The 15,828-nt window shown below is 70.0% G+C and carries 16 protein-coding genes; 5 read left to right on the plus strand and 11 right to left on the minus strand.

Annotation, left to right across the window (positions count from 1 at the left end; genetic code table 11):
• Nucleotides 1–62: 62 nt before the first annotated feature.
• The 3 genes from AC06FP_RS03500 to AC06FP_RS03510 are packed head-to-tail and all read right to left on the minus strand — an operon-like array spanning nt 63 to nt 3,045.
• Entirely contained in the window at nt 63–737 is a 675-nt protein-coding gene (locus AC06FP_RS03500) for a Qnr family pentapeptide repeat protein (RefSeq protein WP_478074503.1), read from the minus strand.
• On the minus strand, nt 734–2,401 hold the full coding sequence (gene ubiB / locus AC06FP_RS03505; protein WP_478074504.1) for a ubiquinone biosynthesis regulatory protein kinase UbiB: 1,668 nt from the start codon (nt 2,399–2,401) through the stop codon (nt 734–736). The genes AC06FP_RS03500 and ubiB overlap by 4 nt, the downstream gene beginning before the upstream one ends.
• A complete protein-coding gene (locus AC06FP_RS03510) occupies nt 2,398–3,045 on the minus strand; it encodes a ubiquinone biosynthesis accessory factor UbiJ (RefSeq protein WP_433852820.1) in 648 nt (215 codons plus the stop codon). The genes ubiB and AC06FP_RS03510 overlap by 4 nt, the downstream gene beginning before the upstream one ends.
• 215 nt (nt 3,046–3,260) lie before the next feature.
• Here AC06FP_RS03510 and ddlA point away from each other — a divergent pair, with 215 nt between their 5' ends.
• Nucleotides 3,261–4,364, plus strand: coding sequence for a D-alanine--D-alanine ligase (ddlA, locus tag AC06FP_RS03515; RefSeq protein ID WP_478074505.1), 1,104 nt, complete (start codon nt 3,261–3,263; stop codon nt 4,362–4,364).
• A gap of 60 nt (nt 4,365–4,424) precedes the next feature.
• Here the strand turns inward: ddlA and AC06FP_RS03520 are convergent, their stop codons facing one another.
• From AC06FP_RS03520 to oleC, 4 genes are all read right to left on the minus strand, one after another.
• Nucleotides 4,425–4,580, minus strand: a complete 156-nt coding sequence (locus tag AC06FP_RS03520) for a DUF1328 domain-containing protein (RefSeq protein ID WP_082443529.1) — start codon at nt 4,578–4,580, stop codon at nt 4,425–4,427.
• Nucleotides 4,581–4,682: 102 nt separating this feature from the next.
• Nucleotides 4,683–5,681, minus strand: a complete 999-nt coding sequence (gene oleD, locus AC06FP_RS03525; RefSeq protein WP_478074506.1) for a 2-alkyl-3-oxoalkanoate reductase — start codon at nt 5,679–5,681, stop codon at nt 4,683–4,685.
• An 87-nt stretch (nt 5,682–5,768) separates the two neighbouring features.
• Nucleotides 5,769–6,155, minus strand: coding sequence for an endonuclease domain-containing protein (locus AC06FP_RS03530; protein ID WP_478074507.1), 387 nt, complete (start codon nt 6,153–6,155; stop codon nt 5,769–5,771).
• Nucleotides 6,156–6,318: 163 nt separating this feature from the next.
• On the minus strand, nt 6,319–7,959 hold the full coding sequence (oleC, locus tag AC06FP_RS03535; RefSeq protein ID WP_478074508.1) for an olefin beta-lactone synthetase: 1,641 nt from the start codon (nt 7,957–7,959) through the stop codon (nt 6,319–6,321).
• A 101-nt stretch (nt 7,960–8,060) separates the two neighbouring features.
• Here oleC and AC06FP_RS03540 point away from each other — a divergent pair, with 101 nt between their 5' ends.
• A complete protein-coding gene (locus AC06FP_RS03540) occupies nt 8,061–8,480 on the plus strand; it encodes a YkgJ family cysteine cluster protein (protein ID WP_478074509.1) in 420 nt (139 codons plus the stop codon).
• Between the two features lie 176 nt (nt 8,481–8,656).
• Here the strand turns inward: AC06FP_RS03540 and AC06FP_RS03545 are convergent, their stop codons facing one another.
• Nucleotides 8,657–9,547: an alpha/beta fold hydrolase gene (locus AC06FP_RS03545; protein WP_456117393.1), complete on the minus strand. Its 891-nt coding sequence runs from the start codon at nt 9,545–9,547 to the stop codon at nt 8,657–8,659.
• Between the two features lie 108 nt (nt 9,548–9,655).
• Here AC06FP_RS03545 and AC06FP_RS03550 point away from each other — a divergent pair, with 108 nt between their 5' ends.
• Genes AC06FP_RS03550 through AC06FP_RS03560 form a run of 3 tightly spaced genes read left to right on the plus strand, consistent with a single transcriptional unit; the run spans nt 9,656 to nt 10,991 of the window.
• Nucleotides 9,656–10,273 (plus strand): uracil-DNA glycosylase family protein, encoded by a 618-nt coding sequence (locus AC06FP_RS03550; RefSeq protein WP_478074510.1) that lies wholly within the window; start codon nt 9,656–9,658, stop codon nt 10,271–10,273.
• Between the two features lie 23 nt (nt 10,274–10,296).
• Nucleotides 10,297–10,704, plus strand: a complete 408-nt coding sequence (locus AC06FP_RS03555) for a type II toxin-antitoxin system RelE/ParE family toxin (protein ID WP_478074511.1) — start codon at nt 10,297–10,299, stop codon at nt 10,702–10,704.
• A complete protein-coding gene (locus AC06FP_RS03560; RefSeq protein ID WP_456117396.1) occupies nt 10,701–10,991 on the plus strand; it encodes a helix-turn-helix domain-containing protein in 291 nt (96 codons plus the stop codon). The genes AC06FP_RS03555 and AC06FP_RS03560 overlap by 4 nt, the downstream gene beginning before the upstream one ends.
• Nucleotides 10,992–11,063: 72 nt before the next feature.
• Here the strand turns inward: AC06FP_RS03560 and AC06FP_RS03565 are convergent, their stop codons facing one another.
• The 3 genes from AC06FP_RS03565 to AC06FP_RS03575 form a co-directional block, all read right to left on the minus strand.
• A complete protein-coding gene (locus AC06FP_RS03565) occupies nt 11,064–12,080 on the minus strand; it encodes a 3-oxoacyl-ACP synthase III (RefSeq protein WP_456117397.1) in 1,017 nt (338 codons plus the stop codon).
• A 331-nt stretch (nt 12,081–12,411) separates the two neighbouring features.
• Nucleotides 12,412–12,723, minus strand: a complete 312-nt coding sequence (locus tag AC06FP_RS03570; RefSeq protein WP_456117398.1) for a DUF4156 domain-containing protein — start codon at nt 12,721–12,723, stop codon at nt 12,412–12,414.
• Nucleotides 12,724–12,822: 99 nt separating this feature from the next.
• The gene (locus AC06FP_RS03575; protein WP_478074512.1) at nt 12,823–15,681 is read right to left on the minus strand and encodes a M16 family metallopeptidase; all 2,859 of its coding nucleotides are present in this window, start codon (nt 15,679–15,681) and stop codon (nt 12,823–12,825) included.
• Nucleotides 15,682–15,828: the final 147 nt, after the last annotated feature.

The following is a 15,828-nucleotide window of genomic DNA, read 5'->3' on the forward strand; positions in this document are numbered from 1 at the left end:
TGCCGTGCGCCGGCCCGTGTCGTGGAAGCCCCGCGCGATGGAGTGGCGGGGCCCGTGGGGCATCAGGATTTCAGCGGTTCGACCGTGATGCCCATGCGCAGCATCAGCTGCGCAACCTGCAGGGTGTCGAGACTGGCGCCTTCCAGATCGACCACGCGCAGGTCCAGCTCGCCCAGCTCCGAACCGGTCAGGTCGCAGTGGGTGAAATCGGCCGAACGCCAGTCCAGCGACGAGAAATCCCCGCCGGACAGGTCCGATCCGCTGAAGCTCGCGCCCGCTACGTTGGCGCCGACCCAGCGGTTGTCCGGCAGCTCGCATTTCTCCAGCGTCACTCCGGAGAAATCGGCGTAGCTGAGATTGGACTGCCGGATGATGGCGCTGCAGAACCCGGTGCGCGCCGTGATCTGGTTCATGAAGCTGGCATTGGAGAAATCCGCGCCCTGCGCCCGGCATTCGATGATCTCCAGGCCCAGCGCCTTGGCGAAGGAAAACACGCACAGGCTCAGGTCGCACTGGCGGAAGCGGGCTTCCTTGAGCTGCGCGCCGTTGAAGCGGCAGCCGGCCTGGGTGTCAGCGTCGTAGAAGACGCAGTTCACGAACTCGGCGCCGCTCAGGTCGGCGCAGGAGAAATCGCAGTTGCGGAAATGCGTGTTGGCGACCCGGGCGCCGGTGAAGCGGTCCTTGTCGATGCGTTCGTTGCTGATGACCGTCGGCGCCGCGGCGGCTCCGGCGCTCATCGCCGCAGCCACGCCGAAGCCAGCGCCAGCGCGCCCGCACCGCCGCTGATCCACGACCACAGCGGCACCGCGGCCCATTGCGGGCCGCCGGCGTGCAGGCCGTGCAGCAGCGCCGCCACCACCAGCAGGCCGGCGCCGGCCACCGCGGTGACCACGCGCCGCTGCATGCGCCGCAGGGTCTGGTCGAGATTGACGATGTCCTGCGACCGCATCGACAGCTCATGCTGGCCTTCGACCTGCTGGCGCAGCCAGGCATGCACCAGCACCGGCATGTCCGGGGTGCGGGTCATGATTTCCGGCAGCCGGCGGCGCAGCTCCTTCAACGCGCGGCGCGGGCTGTAACGTTCGCGCAGGATGCGCTCGAGCACCGGCCTGGCCACCGCCCAGATGTCGATCTGCGGGTCGAGCTGGCGGCCGACGCCCTCGATGTTGAGCAGGGTCTTCTGCAGCAGGATCAGCTGCGGCTGCAGGGTCAGCTGGTAGCGCTGCGCGGTGCGGAACAGCTTGAGCAACACCTCGGCCAGCGAGATCTGCGACAGCGGGCGGGTGAAGTACGGCTCGCACACCGCGCGCACCGCCGCCTCCAGGTCGTCGATGCGCACCGTGGCCGGCATCCAGCGCGCCTGCACGTGCAGCTCGGCGATGCGGCGGTAGTCGCGGTTGAAGATGGCCATGAAGTTCTCGGCCAGGTAGTACTGGTCCTCTTCCGAGAGCTGGCCCATGATGCCGAAATCCAGCGCGATGAAGCGCGGGTTGTCGCGGCGCGCCGGGTCGGTATCGACCCAGATGTTGCCGGCGTGCGCGTCGGCGTGGAAGAAGTTGTCGCGGAACACCTGCGTGTAGAACACGCGCACGCCCTTGGCGGCCAGCGCGCGGCGGTCGATGCCGGCCGCGTCCAGCGCGGCGATGTCGTCGGAGGGAATGCCCCAGACCCGCTCCAGGGTCAGCGCGCGCTCGGCGGTGTGGGTCCAGATCACCTCGGGCACGTACAGGTCGTCCGAGTCCTGCCAGAAGCGGCGCAGCACGCTGGCGTTGGCGCCCTCGCGCTGCAGGTCCAGTTCGGCGGCCAGGGTGGTTTCGATTTCGGCCACCACCTCGCGCGGGCGGATCTTGTCCGCGCGCGGATGGGTGCGCTCGACCAGCGCGGCCAGCGACCTGAGCAGGGCGATGTCGGCGTCGATCTGCCGCTCGATGTCCGGGCGCAGCACCTTGACCACCACCTGGCGGCCGTCGTGCAGCGTGGCCGCGTGCACCTGCGCGATCGAGGCCGAGGCCAGCGGCGCGGTGTCGAAACTGGCGAACGCCTCGGCGACCGGCAGGCCCAGCGCCTGCTCGACGATCTGCCGCGCGCGCTCGCCGTCGAACGGCTTGACCCGGTCCTGCAGCAGGGTCAGCTCGACCGCCACGTCCGGCGGCACCAGGTCGCGGCGGGTCGAAAGAATCTGCCCGAACTTGACGAAGATCGGCCCCAGCTCCTGCAGCGCCAGGCGCAGGCGCGCGCCGCGCGGCAGCGAGGCGATGTCGCCACGGGCGCGCGGCACGAACGGCCTGGCGATGCGCAGCCAGCGCTCGGCCGGGGTGCCGTCGAACAGGTCGTCGAGCCGGTAGCGCAGCATCACCCGGCCGATGCGGCTGGCGCGGAACATCGCGCGGGTCGCCTTCATGCGCGGCCTCCGCTGCGCAGGCGCGCCACCCGCGCGGCCAGGCGTTCGACGTCGTCGCGGATCGCATCGACGTCGTCGTGGAAGGCGTCCAGCTCGGCGCGCGGCACCACGTCGCGCGATTCCTCGGTCACGTATTCGGCCGCGGTCTGCGCCAGGTCGGTGGCGCTGCGGCGGGCCTGCGCCAGCGCCGCGCGCAGGGTCTGCGCGACCTGCACGCCCAGCACCTCGCCGAACACCGCCACGAACGGCTGCTGCCAGTCCGGGTCGAAGCGCGTGGCCAGCTGCTGCAGGCGCCGCGCCAGTTCGGCGTCGCCGGACACCTTCACCCGCCCGGCCGGCGCCGCGCCCGGGCTGCGCCGCGCGTTGGCCAGGAACGGCAGCTGCGCCAGCACCCCGCCCAGCGTGCTGCGCACGGCCAGGTCCGGCTCCTGCGCGGCATCCACCGGGCCGACCGTCAGGCGCTGGCCGTCGACGCCGATCTGCAGCGCCAGCGACGGCGATTCCAGGGTCAGGGCGATGCGCTGGCCATCCAGCGGCGCCAGCGCGGCGCGGGTGTCGGGGTCCAGCGCCAGCGCGCGGTTCAGCGCCGTTTCCAGCGCGCGGCCGGCCAGCGGCTTGATGAACTTGAAGGGGGAAGCAGGCATGCGCGGCATTCTACCGAAGCGGGGATGCGGGAATGGGGAACCGGGAACGGGGAATGACGGAATCCCGTTTGCCGGGCCTTGCCGTGCTTCCGGGCGGAGAGGTGAACGCGCGCAGCACCGGCAACCCCACCCTCCCCTTTCCCTGTTCCCCATTCCCTGCCGTTCCCCCATGCTATGCACACCCGCATCAGCGCAATCGGCAGGAGCAACAGGCAATGGGCAAGACCCGGGTCGGCATCATCTTCGGCGGTCGTTCGGCCGAGCACGAGGTCTCGCTGCAGTCGGCGAAGAACATCCTCGACGCGCTGGACAAGGAGCGCTTCGACGTCAGCCTGATCGGCATCGACAAGCAGGGCCACTGGCACCTGAGCGACCCGCAGCAGTTCCTGCTCAACCCGGGCGACCCGGCGAAGATCGCGCTGAACCGCTCCGGCAACGCGCTGGCGGTGCTGCCCGGCCGCGAGCAGGCGCAGCTGGTGCCCAGCGATCCGGCCACGGCGCTGGCGCAGATCGACGTGGTGTTCCCGATCGTGCACGGCACGCTGGGCGAGGACGGTTCGCTGCAGGGCCTGCTGCGCATGGCCAACCTGCCCTTCGTCGGCTCCGGCGTGCTCGGCTCGGCGGTGGCGATGGACAAGGACGTGGCCAAGCGCCTGCTGCGCGATGCCGGCCTGCCGGTGGCGCCGTGCGTATGCTTCAACCGCGCCAGCGCGGCCACGGCCGACTACGATGCGCTGGTGGCGCAGCTGGGCACGCCGCTGTTCGTCAAGCCGGCCAACCAGGGTTCGTCGGTGGGCGTGAGCAAGGTGCGCGATGTGGACGAATTCCGCCAGGCGATGGCGCTGGCGCTGTCCTTCGACCACAAGGTACTGGTGGAATCGGCCATCGTCGGGCGCGAGATCGAATGCGCGGTGCTGGGCAACGACCACCCCGAGGCCAGCGTCTGCGGCGAGGTGGTGGTGCACGACGACTTCTACGCCTACGACACCAAGTACATCAGCGCCAACGGCGCCGAGACGGTGATCCCGGCCGACATCCCGGCCGAGGCGCAGGAGCGCATCCGCCAGATCGCCATCCGCGCCTACCAGGCGCTGGACTGCGCCGGCATGGCGCGCGTGGACGTGTTCCTGACCCCGGCGGGCGAGGTCGTCATCAACGAGATCAACACCCTGCCCGGCTTCACCCGCATCAGCATGTATCCCAAGCTGTGGGGCGCCAGCGGCCTGGACTACACCTCGCTGATCACCCGCCTGGTGGAACTGGCGCTGGAGCGCCATGCCGCCGACAAGGCGCTGCGCAGTTCGATCACCGGCGGCTGAGCGGGAGGACGGCCGGAGCCGACGGCGCGATGCGCCTGCCGGCTCCGACGCCGGGATACGTCATCCCTTCCTGCGGAACAGCGAGATCACCGCCAGGATCAGGAACACCACGAACAGGATCCAGGCGATGTTGCTGGCCGCGCCGGCGATGCCGGAAAAGCCCAGCAGCGCGGCGATGATGGCGATGACGAAGAAGACGATGGCGTAGTGGAGCATTGGGGTCTCCCGTGTGTGAGAACTCGGGCCCCATCCTCGGCAAACCGCGGTGGCGGCATGGTGACGGGAACGTGATCGCCAGATGATGGGTGCCGGCGCGCCTCAGCCCGCCGCCCGCACGCTGTCGCGCAGGCGGCGCAGCCCTTCCTCGATCGACACCCGCGGCACATAGCCGAAATCGCGCCGCGCCGGCTCCATCGAATACCAGTGCGGCGTGCACAGCTGCTCGGCGAGGAAACGCGTCATCGGCGGTTCGCCGCGCAGGCGCAGCAGCGGCCACAGTTTTTCGCAGACCGCGCCGATGCGGTAAGCCGCCTTGAACGAGATCGACTTCTCCACCGCCGGCGCGCCCATCGCCGCGAGCAGCCTGTTGAGCAGTTCGCGCATCGGCAGCGGCTCGCCGTTGGAGATGAAATAGGCCTTGCCGGCGCAGGCCGCGCCCGCCACCAGGTGGTCGAAGGCGTCGAAATGCGCCTGCGCGGCATTGTCGATATAGGTGGTGTCCACCTTGTTCAGGCCGTCGCCGACGAAGCGCAGGCGCCCGGCGCGCGCGCGCTCGGCCAGGCGTGGCACCAGCTGGTTGTCGCCCGGCCCCCAGATCAGCCGCGGGCGCAGCGCCACGGTCGCCAGCTCCGGGCCGTTGGCGGCCAGTACCTCGCGCTCGGCGATGGCCTTGGTGGCCGCGTACGGCGCCTGGAAATCCTCGCCGTAGGGCACTTCGTCCGCGCCCAGCCCTTCCACCGGATGGGTGGCGCGGTGGGTCACGCTGGGCGTTGAGGTGTAGACCAGCCGGCCGATGCCGTGCGCGCGGCAGGCGTCCAGCACGTTGCGGGTGCCCACCACGTTGGCCTGGAAATAGCTGTCGTAGCTGCCCCAGGCACCGGCCTTGGCGGCATTGTGGAACACCGCGTCCACGCCGGCGGCGGCGTGGCGCACCGCATTGGCATCGGCCAGGTCGCCGCGGATCTGGCCCACGCCCAGCGCGGCCAGGGCCGGGTAATGGCCGCGGTTGAAACTGAGCACGTCATGCCCACGCTCGACCAGCCCGCGGCACAGCGCCTGGCCGAGGAAACCGCCGCCACCGGTGACGAGGATTTTCATTCTTCCGGATGTCCCTGTTGGAGGGCTCCCCCTCCCCGGTCCTCCCCTCGCCTGCGGCGAAAGGAAGGGTGCACGATGCTGTGGCGTTTACCCTTCCGTTGCGCGCAGCGCAGGGGAGGGCCGGGGAGCGGTGCCGTTGTTCTGCGAAACAGCGCGCAGGATATCTTCCAGGACGTCCGCCGTCCTCATCAGCACGTCGTCGTTCCAGTAGCGCAGCACCCGATAGCCCTGGCGCTCCAGCATGGCGGCACGCACCCGGTCGTATCCGCTGTTCTGCAGGTGCTGCCCGCCATCGAGCTCGATCACGAGCTTCAGACCCGGGCAGGCGAAGTCCGCCACGTAACCGGGCAGCGGCATCTGCCGGCGGAAACGATGGCCACCGGGGCGGCAACTGCGCAGATACCGCCACAGGTGGCGCTCGGCGTCGGCAGCGGTGTTGCGCAGTTGCCGGGCGCGATGACGACGCTCGTCCATGATGGCCTTTCCATCGGGAAGCAGGAGCAGAAGCTAACGCCTCGCCGCCCCTCCCCGTGGCCCTCGGCAGAAGGGAGAGAGGAACGCCCACAGTCCGCCGCGCAATGTTCCTACCCCTCGCCTGCGCGCGGCGCAGGCGGGGCCGGGAGGGAGATGCCCTGTCTCACAGCAGGCCGGCCGCCCACGACGCCAGTTTCTCGCGGCCGATCTTCGCGTTGTGGCGGATGTCGACCGGGAACGCGGGGTGGCGCAGGTAGTGGGCGATGCCGGCCAGGTGCCGATGGCGCGCGGCCACGGCGCGCAGCTGCGGTTCGACCGCTGCCGCGTCGGCGCCGGGCAGCAGTTCGTAGCACAGCACCGGCAACTGCCGGCCCGGTTCGCCCACGCCGACCAGCGCGGTGCGGCGCACGCCGGGCACGGTGTTGAACACCGGCTCGGCCTGTTCGGTGTACAGCGGCCCGGCGGCGGTTTCCACGCGCTGGGTCTTGCGCCCGCAGAACCACAGCCGGCCCTGGTCGTCGAACCAGCCGATGTCGCCCATGCGGTGCACGATGCGCGCGCCGCCATCGGCCAGGGTTTCGCGGATCTTGGCCGCGGCGGTGGCCTGCGGGCGGTTGTAGTAGCTGTCGGTGGCGGTGGGGCCGGCCACGGTGATTTCGCCGACCTGGCCTGCGGGCAGTTCGCGCACGCCGCTCCAGTCGGCGATGGGCGCGTCGTCGATGGCGATGATGCGCACCACGTTGGGCGCCACCACGCGGCCGACGCAGGTACCGGCGCCGGCTTCGGTCGCCGCGCGGGTGTCCTCCAGTTCGCGGCCTTCGATCACCGCCACCGGCAGGCATTCGGTGGCGCCATAGGGCGTCCAGAACTGCGCGTTCTCCGGCAGCAGCTGGCGCATCTTCGCCACGGTCTGCGGCGGCACCGGCGCGCCGGCCGAGGTCACCCGCGTCACCGTCGGCAGCGGCTGGCCGTATTCGGCCAGCACCCGCATCAGCGCCGGCGAGCCGAACAGCTGGGTCACGCCGAACCGGGCGATGGCGTCGTGCAGCTTGCGCGGGTCGGCGCTGCCGGGCCGGGTCGGGTCCATGTCCGGGATCACCGAGGTCAGGCCCAGCGCCGGGTCGAACAGCGCGAACGGCGGGAAGGTCGGCAGGTCCACGCCGCCGGCCTCCATGCCGAAGGCGTTGCGCAGCAGTTCGACCTGGCCGACGAAATGGCGGTGGCGGTAGACCACGCCCTTGGGCACGCCGGTAGAGCCGCTGGTGAACAGGATCGCGGCCACGTCGTCGGGCGCGGTGTCCGCCAGCTGGCTGCCGGCGCCAGCCCCGGCGGCCTCGATCTTCGCCAGCGTGGTGCCGCCCCAGCCCCAGCGGGTGCCGACCGTGACCAGCCGCGTGGCGGATTTCGCCCAGCCCAGCAGCAGCCGCGCCACGTGCGCGAGCGGGATGCCGATGAAAGCCTGCGGCTGCGCCTCGTCCAGGCACTGGCGCAGCGCGCGCCTGTCGATGCCCGGATCGACCAGCACCGGCACCGCGCCGCGCTTGAACAGGGCGAACATCAGCAGGAAGAACTCCGGCCCCGGGCGCACCATCACCACCGTACGCACGCCGCGGCCGATGCCATGCGCGGCCAGGCCGGCGGCGATGGCGTCGCTGCGCGCGTCCAGGCTGCGGTAGTCCAGGGTGACGTCGTAGGCGGCCATGCCGCCGGCGCCGGGCCGGCCCGGGCAGCGGATGGCGACCTGGTCGGGCCGTTCGCGCGCCAGTTGCGGCAGGCGCGCGGCGATGTTGCACGGTTCGTTCATCTTCCTATTGTCGCCGCTGAAGAAAATTCTTGCGCGCGGCCCGGGCGCGTGGAAAATTTTCCGCCTCCCCTGCCCATCCCGCCGCCCGAAGGCCGGCCGCCATGCTCCATCCCTGCCTCACCTGCGGCGCCTGCTGCACCCAGTACCGCGTCGCCTTCCACTGGATGGAATCGGACGAGGTCACCGAAGGCGGCGTGCCGCACGAACTGACCGAGCGCCTGGACGCGCACCGCCTGTGCATGCGCGGCACCTATTCGGACCCGATCCGCTGTGTGGCGCTGGATTCGGAGATCGGCGTGTATTCGCGCTGCAGCATCCACCCCAACCGGCCCAGCGTATGCCGCGAAGTCGATGCCTCGTGGGAGTACGGCAAGGCCAGTTCGCAGTGCGACCGCGCACGCATCGCCCACGGCATGGCACCGCTCACCCTGGCCGACTGGCGCTGGCGCGACGGGGCGGACAACGATGACGACCATCCCGACGACAGCGGCAACAGCCCGTCCTCGCCACGCGCGGCCTGAGCGCGAGTCCGCGCTACGCCGCCCCACGGTTTGCATTGCAAACCGCGGGCCCCGGCTCATCGTTCCCCGCATCCCCCACGCCTGTCGGCGCGCCCCCTTGACTCAAGGGAGGCTCTTCGTCGGTCGCACATGGCGCCAGGCCATCGCGCCGTAGGATGGGTGAGGCACATCGGCGTTCAGCCGATCGGATTGCGCTCCAGGAACGCCCGCACCGCTGGCACGATCACCTCGTGCTTGTCTTCCAGCACGTAGTGGTTGGCATCCTCGAAGGCCATCACCTCGGCCTGCGGCAGCGCCTTGCGGAAGCCGGCGAGGAAGTGGTGGTCGAAGCAGATGTCGCGCAGGCCCCAGGCGATGAACGCCGGCCGGTCGGCGAAGGACGGCAACGCGGCGGCCGCACGCTCCAGCAGCGGCCAGGCCCGGTCGGCCGGCGACAGCGGGATGTCCTGCATGAAGCGGATGGTGGCGATGCGGTTGTCCCAGCTGTCGTAGGGCGCCACGTAGGCGCGGCGCACGTCGGCCGGCATGCGGCGCGAAACGCCCAGCCACGAGGCGCCCGCCGAAAACGCGTTGAAGGTGCGGATGAACCACTCGCCCGGCTTCCAGTGCCGGCCCATGGCGATCTGCCACGGCATCGGCTTTTCCGCCGGCAGCGGGAAGGCGGCGGTGTTGGTGATGACCAGCCGCCTGACCTGCGCGTGGTGCGACAGCGCCCAGCCGAAACCGATCATGCCGCCCCAGTCGTGCACGGCCAGGGTGATCGGCCCGGTGATGCCCAGGTGGTCGAGCAGCGCGGTGATGTCGTCCACCCGCGACTGCAGCGTGTAGTCGTAGCGGCTGTCGTCGGGCTTGTCGGACAGGCCCATGCCGATGTGGTCCGGCACGATGCAGCGGTAGCTGTCGCTCAAGCCGTTGACCAGGTGCCGCCACAGATAACTCCACGACGGATTGCCGTGCAGCATGACGACCACTTCGCCGTCGCGCGGACCTTCGTCGACGTAGTTCATCGACAGGCCGGGGCGGACCTCGAAACGGCGGGTGGTGGCGGGGTAACCGGGGAACTGCATCGGCGCTTCACGCAATCGCGGACAGGGCGCGCATTGTAGGCCAATGCGGCTGCCGGCCCCGCCGCGGCCGATGGCGGCACAATGGCGGCGGTCGAGGATGGAACCACCGTGAGCGCAACGTTCGATACCCTGATGGCGCGCATCCGCGCCTGCCGCCTGTGCGAAAGCCGGCTTCCGCTGGGTTGCCGCCCGGTACTGCAGGCCTCGCCGCGGGCACGCCTGCTGATCGTCAGCCAGGCGCCGGGGCGCAAGGTGCACGAGACCGGCATTCCCTTCAACGATCCCAGCGGCGAGCGCCTGCGCGACTGGCTGGGCATCGACAAGCCGACGTTCTACGACGCCGGCAAAGTCGCCATCGTGCCGATGGGCTTCTGCTTCCCCGGCACCGGCAGCAACGGCGACCTGCCGCCCCGCCCCGAATGCGCTCCCGCCTGGCATCCGCAGCTGCTGCCACGCCTGGAACGACTGCGCCTGACGCTGGCAATCGGCCAGTACGCGCAGGCCGGCCTGCTCGGCGGGCAGCGCGGACGCACGCTCACCCGAGACCGTGCAGGGCTGGCAACGGCACCTGCAGCATGGCGTGCTGCCGCTGCCCCACCCCAGCCCGCGCAACCGGCTGTGGCTGGCGCGCAACCCTTGGTTCGAAAGCGACCTGCTGCCGGTATTGCGGAAGCGGGTGGCCGAAGCGCTGGGCGACTGAAGGGCGCGGCATTCCCTTGTTCGTAGGCGGGCGGAGGGCCGATACCGCCATGCGCCGTGGGCCGGCAGGTTGGAGGCTGCTTGCCAAACGTATCTATATTGGTACAATCGCCATGCCTCCATCGACGCTTTCCGTCTGCTTCTACCGCTCCCGGTCCGGCCGCGAGCCGGTGCGCGAATGGCTGAAACACGAACTTTCCCTGGGCGCGCGCCAATGCATCGGTGCGGACATCAAGACCACGCAGGAAGGCTGGCCGCTCGGCATGCCGCTGGTACGCAAGCTGGATGCGCAGCTGTGGGAAATACGCAGCCACATCCCCGAGGGCATCGCCCGCGTGCTGTTCACGCTGGCGGGGGCGGACATGGTGCTGCTGCACGGATTCATCAAGAAATCGGACAGGACGCCACGGGACGAACTGGAACGGGCGAAACAACGCAGGAACGAGGTCCACGCATGAACGCAAACAAGCACATCGGCTCCAGCTTCGACGACTTCCTCGCCGGGGAAGGCCTGCTGGAAGAAGCCAATGCCATCGCCGCCAAGCGGGTGATCGCCTGGCAGCTGGCCGAGGCCATGAAACAGGCGGGCGTCAGCAAGACCGAGATGGCCGCGCGCATGCGCACCAGCCGCGCGGCGGTGAACCGGGTGCTGGACGAGAACGACACGGCGCTGACGCTGGACACCCTGAGCCGGGCGGCGGCGGCCGTGGGCTGCACGCTCCGTTTCGAACTGGCGGCCGTCTAGACCCCCATGCAAAACGCCCGCGGGAAAACCTGCGGGCGTCTGCGGTATTGCCGGGTGGCGCGGTGGCCTGGCTTACCAGACCACTTCGGCCATGGTGCAGTTCAGGCCCGAACCAATTCCCATCAGCGCGACGCGGTCGCCCTTCTTGAGCTTGCCCAGCTGGCGCAGCTTGCTCAGCACGATCGGCACCGAGGCCGGGCCGACGTTGCCGTGCTCGCCGAAGATGGTCATCACCTTCTTCGGGTCGATGCCGAAGGCCTTGATGAAGGCATTGGTATGCGGCTGGCTGACCTGGTGGATGACGAACTGGTCGATCTCGTCCACCGCCCAGCCCAGCGCCTGGCGGGTGGCCTCGAAGGTCTTGGTGGCCAGCTTGATGCCTTCGATCAGCAGCAGGCGGGTATCGGTGACCATGCGGTCCAGGTTGCCCACGCACAGCTTGTTCCACTGGTTGGCCGCGCGGGTCACGCCGCCCTTGTAGCGCGGCGCGTCGGGCACCAGCTCGGCGCGCGCCAGCACCATGGCGGCGGCGCCGGAGCCGGTGGTCAGCGCGGCGAACTCGTCGCGCAGCTGCTGCGCGGTCACGTCCGGGGCGCTCATGCGTTCCAGGGTCTTTTCATAGACCAGGTTGGAACTCTCGCCGTCGACGATCAGCGCGTAGTCGATGTCGCCGCGCTCGATCATGCGCGCGGCCACGTCCATGCCGTTGATGAAGGCCAGGCAGGCATTGGCGATGTCGAAGGTGACGCAGTCGTCGCCGATGCCCAGGTTGCCCGAGACGATGGAAGCGGTGGACGGCTCCAGGTAGTCGCGGCTGACCGAGGTGTTGACCAGCAGGCCGATGCGGTCGGCCGACACGCCTGCGTCTTCCAGCGCCTTGCGCCCGGCCATCGTGGCCGCGTCCGAGGCCTGCGTGCCCTGGTCCCACAGGCGGCGCGCGTGGATGCCGGCGACATCGCCCAGCATGTCCGCACGGATGCCCAGACGGTCCAGCGTCGGCTGCAGCCGCTCGTTGATTTCCTTGGAGGTCAGGGTATGCGGCGCGTCGACATGCGCCAGTCCCGCGATCGAGACATTCTGGAAAGGCATCGGAAGGCGCCAGGACTCAGGCGAAGGGGGCGCTATTCTAGCGGCTGGCCGTCCTTGACGCATCTTTAACGATTTCTGGGTCGTGCGTATGGATGCGGGCCGGCGGAAGGCCTGCGCCGCATGCGCTCCGGCGCAGGCCTTCCGCCGGGACAACCGGGCGACGACAGGAACGCTCCGGGCCGGGAAACCGCCGATTGGAAGGTGCGCGGCAGGAAGCGTCACCCAAGCCGGAGCACCGGCCGCAACCACGGCAGCGCCCACGAGCGGCCTGATTCCTCGACCGCCCTCATTCAAGGCATGGTGCAAAGGCGCCGGCGCGCGCCGGCAGCGGTCAGCGGCACTGCCAGGCGCTGAAACGCTGGCTGCCGTCCGCCGGCGGTGCCGCCGCCTGGATCGCGTTGGCGCCGGCGCTGGGCGCTTCGTTGCGCGCCAGGGTTTCCAGTTCTTCCTGCACGCGCAGCGGGTTGCGGTTGTAGAAACCCACCTTGCTCTTGACCGAGACCACGATCTCGCCCTTGGCCACGCAGCCCGGTGCCACCGGGCCGGCCGGCAGCACGCGCACCGCCTTGCCGCCGCTTTCGATCGGCACCCAGGTGCAGGCGGCCGTGCTGGCAATCAGGGCGGAAAGGATCAGAGCGCGCATGGACGGGTCCTTGTGGAGATCAGAGGGGATTGTGCCGGGCAGGGATGAATCGATGATGATCCGCGGCCCGCCCTGCGGGGGGCGGGCCGCGGCAATGCCTTACTTCGCGGCCGGCACCGGGTTGCCGTCGCTGTCGACCACGATCACCTCGCCCAGGCCCAGCGCGCGCACCGGCGCCTCGGTCTGCTTGAGGTCGCCGACCACCACCCAGGTCAGCTTCGACGGGTCCAGCGTCTTCGCCGCCTCGGCCACCTGCGCCGGGGTCATCGCCTCGATCTCGGCCTTGCGCTTGAACACGTAATCGTCCGGGCGCTGGTAACGCACGATGCCGCCGATGGTGTTCATCACCGCCGAGGCAGTCTCGTAGGCGCCTGGCAGGCTCAGCGTCTGGATGTTGCGGATGCGCGCGACCTCGTCGGCCGTCGGCGGACGCTGGCCGCTGGCGAACTGGCTGATCTCGGCCTGCATTTCCTTCATGGCCTCGCCGGTCTTGTCGATCTGCACCGGCGCCACCGCCATCCACGGCCGCTGCCCCAGCGCGCCGCTGGCGCTCGAACGCGCGCCGTAGGACCAGTGCTTGTCCTCGCGCAGGTTCATGTTCAGGCGCGAAGTGAAGTCACCGCCCAGCACGCCGTTGGCGATGTCGAAGCGGGTCGTGCCCGGGTCCATGGTCGACGGCACGACCTGGCCGGCGAACAGGTTGGCCTGCACGGCGCCGGGCTGGTCGATCAGGTACACGCGCGCCTTGTCGGGACGGGCGACCGCGGACGGCGCGCCCACCTCCGGCGCCGCGCCCTCGCCCTTCCAGTCGCCGAACTGGCGCTCCAGCAGCGGCACGATCTCCTTCAGCGTGGTGTCGCCGACCACGATCAGGGTCGCGTTCTCCGGGCGCACCCAGTCCTTGTGGAAGGACACCAGGTCGTCGCGGCCCAGCGCCTGGATCGCGGCCTCGTCGCCGCTGCCGGTGAACGGGATCGCGTACGGGTGGCCCTTGCCGTACAGCAGCGGCGGCAGCACGCGCATCGCCACCGCGTTCGGGTTGACCTTCTCTTGCTTGATGCCGGCGATCCAGGTGGCCTTGATGCGGTCGATCTCGCTCTGGTCGAAGCGCGGCGCGCGCAGCGCGTCGGCATACAGGGCAAGCGACGGCGCCAGGTTTTCCTTCAGCGCCGACAGGTAGACGTTGGCGCCGTCCAGCGAAGCGCCGGCACCGATGCGCGCACCCAGCGCGTCGGCGGCGTCGGCGAAGGCCAGCGAGCCGAGCTTGCCGGCACCTTCGTCGAGCATGCCCATGGTGAAGTTGGCGGTGCCCGGCTTGCGGCCCTGGTCGGCGGTGAAGCCGCCCTGGAACTCGTAGCTGAACTGCACCACCGGGATGTCATGGCGCTCGGCCAGGACCACCTGCGTGCCGTTCTTCAGCGTGGCGCGCTGCAGCTGCGGGAACTTCAGCTCCGGGAAGGTCGTGGTCTGCGGCACGCCGGCGCTGCGGTCCACCTGCGAGGGCAGCGCCTGGTACTTCGGATCGACCGCCGGCACGTTGAACGGCGCCGGCTTGCCCGAGGGCAGTTCCTCCAGCGCCACGCGCTCGCCCGGCTCGACCACCAGGGTGTGGTCGCCCACGCCCAGCCACTTCGCACCGGCTGCCTTCAGGTCGGCGGCGCTGGCGTTCTGGATGTTGGCCAGCGAGGTGCGGAAGCAGCCCGGGTCGCCTTCGTAGACGGCGCATTCGGCCAGCGCGTCGGCCTTGCCGCCGAAGCCGCCTATCCGCTCGATGCCGCGGATGAAGCCGGCGCGGAACGCGGTCTTGGCGCGCGCCAGCTCATCGGCGCTCGGGCCTTCGGCCACCAGCTTCTTCAGCTCCTCGTCGATGACCGCTTCGACCTTTGCCGGGTCCACGCCCTGCTTGACCGTGGCCATGATGATGAAGTTCGAGCCCAGCTGCGACGGGCCGACCATGGTGCCGATGTTGTCCACCAGCTTGTCCTGGTGCAGCAGGCGCTGGTCCAGGCGCGAGGACTTTGCGCCGCCCAGCACCTGCGCGAACAGCTGCAGCTGGTCGATGTCGGTGGTGCCGACCTGGGCCACGTTCCAGGCGCGGTAGATGCGCGCCTGCGGCACCTTGTCGGTCATCACCTCGCGGGTGGAGGCGGCGCGCTGGGCCACGTCCACCTTCGGCTGGGCCATGCTCGGGCCGGCCGGGATGTCGCCGAAGTAACGGGCGACCTTCTCCTTCGCGGTGGCCACGTCGATGTCGCCGGCCAGCACCAGCACCGCGTTGTTCGGGCCGTACCAGGTGCGGAACCAGGTCTTCACGTCGTCCAGCGAGGCGGCGTTGAGGTCGTTCATCGAACCGATCACGCCGTGGTGGTACGGGTGGCCGGCCGGGTACAGGGCGCGGGTCAGCTTGTCCCACACCTGGCCGTAGGGCTGGTTCTCGCCCTGGCGCTTCTCGTTCTGCACCACGCCGCGCTGTTCGTCGAGCGCGGCCTGGTCGATCGCGCCGAGCAGGTGGCCCATGCGGTCGGACTCCATCCACAGCGCCATGTCCAGCGCGGTGGTGGGCACGTTCTGGAAGTAGTTGGTGCGGTCGGTGTTGGTGGTGCCGTTCTGGTCGGTGGCGCCGACCTGCTTGAAGGGCTCGAAGAACTCGCCATGGTGGTTCTCGCTGCCCTGGAACATCAGGTGCTCGAACAGGTGGGCGAAGCCGGTGCGGCCGGACGGCTCGTCCTTGGCGCCGACGTGGTACCAGATGTTGACCGCCACGATCGGCGCCTTGCGGTCGGTGTGCACCACCACGCGCAGGCCGTTGGGCAGGGTGAACTCCTCGAACGGGATGTCCACCGCCGGCGCGGCGGCCGGGGCTTTCGCCGCGGCGGCCAGCGGCATGCCGGCGAATCCACCGAGGGCGATGCCGAGCGCGGCGGCGAGAAGGGCGGTCCGGGGTGTTGCTGCGTTCATCCCACTTTCCTTGAGCAATGAATGTGAACGGCGATCCTAACCGCGCGCGCAGCGGGCGGCATACGCCATGGGTCATGGGTGAGCGCATGCCGCGGCGCGGCGGTGTGTGGGGTGTGACGCGCGCAGACGCCCTCCTTTCCCGCGTCC

This window comes from Stenotrophomonas sp. Steno-Z2, assembly GCF_056393235.1.

What these genes read in the sequence shown, in the direction of transcription:
- AC06FP_RS03500 (WP_478074503.1), bottom strand. Translation starts at nt 737, where the DNA reads ATGAGCGCCGGAGCCGCCGCGGCGCCGACGGTCATCAGCAACGAACGC.
- oleC (WP_478074508.1), bottom strand. Translation starts at nt 7,959, where the DNA reads ATGAACGAACCGTGCAACATCGCCGCGCGCCTGCCGCAACTGGCGCGC.
- AC06FP_RS03560 (WP_456117396.1), top strand. Translation starts at nt 10,701, where the DNA reads ATGAACGCAAACAAGCACATCGGCTCCAGCTTCGACGACTTCCTCGCC.
- AC06FP_RS03555 (WP_478074511.1), top strand. Translation starts at nt 10,297, where the DNA reads ATGCGCCGTGGGCCGGCAGGTTGGAGGCTGCTTGCCAAACGTATCTAT.
- ubiB (WP_478074504.1), bottom strand. Translation starts at nt 2,401, where the DNA reads ATGAAGGCGACCCGCGCGATGTTCCGCGCCAGCCGCATCGGCCGGGTG.
- ddlA (WP_478074505.1), top strand. Translation starts at nt 3,261, where the DNA reads ATGGGCAAGACCCGGGTCGGCATCATCTTCGGCGGTCGTTCGGCCGAG.
- AC06FP_RS03565 (WP_456117397.1), bottom strand. Translation starts at nt 12,080, where the DNA reads ATGCCTTTCCAGAATGTCTCGATCGCGGGACTGGCGCATGTCGACGCG.
- AC06FP_RS03545 (WP_456117393.1), bottom strand. Translation starts at nt 9,547, where the DNA reads ATGCAGTTCCCCGGTTACCCCGCCACCACCCGCCGTTTCGAGGTCCGC.
- AC06FP_RS03575 (WP_478074512.1), bottom strand. Translation starts at nt 15,681, where the DNA reads ATGAACGCAGCAACACCCCGGACCGCCCTTCTCGCCGCCGCGCTCGGC.
- oleD (WP_478074506.1), bottom strand. Translation starts at nt 5,681, where the DNA reads ATGAAAATCCTCGTCACCGGTGGCGGCGGTTTCCTCGGCCAGGCGCTG.
- AC06FP_RS03510 (WP_433852820.1), bottom strand. Translation starts at nt 3,045, where the DNA reads ATGCCTGCTTCCCCCTTCAAGTTCATCAAGCCGCTGGCCGGCCGCGCG.
- AC06FP_RS03570 (WP_456117398.1), bottom strand. Translation starts at nt 12,723, where the DNA reads ATGCGCGCTCTGATCCTTTCCGCCCTGATTGCCAGCACGGCCGCCTGC.
- AC06FP_RS03520 (WP_082443529.1), bottom strand. Translation starts at nt 4,580, where the DNA reads ATGCTCCACTACGCCATCGTCTTCTTCGTCATCGCCATCATCGCCGCG.
- AC06FP_RS03540 (WP_478074509.1), top strand. Translation starts at nt 8,061, where the DNA reads ATGCTCCATCCCTGCCTCACCTGCGGCGCCTGCTGCACCCAGTACCGC.
- AC06FP_RS03530 (WP_478074507.1), bottom strand. Translation starts at nt 6,155, where the DNA reads ATGGACGAGCGTCGTCATCGCGCCCGGCAACTGCGCAACACCGCTGCC.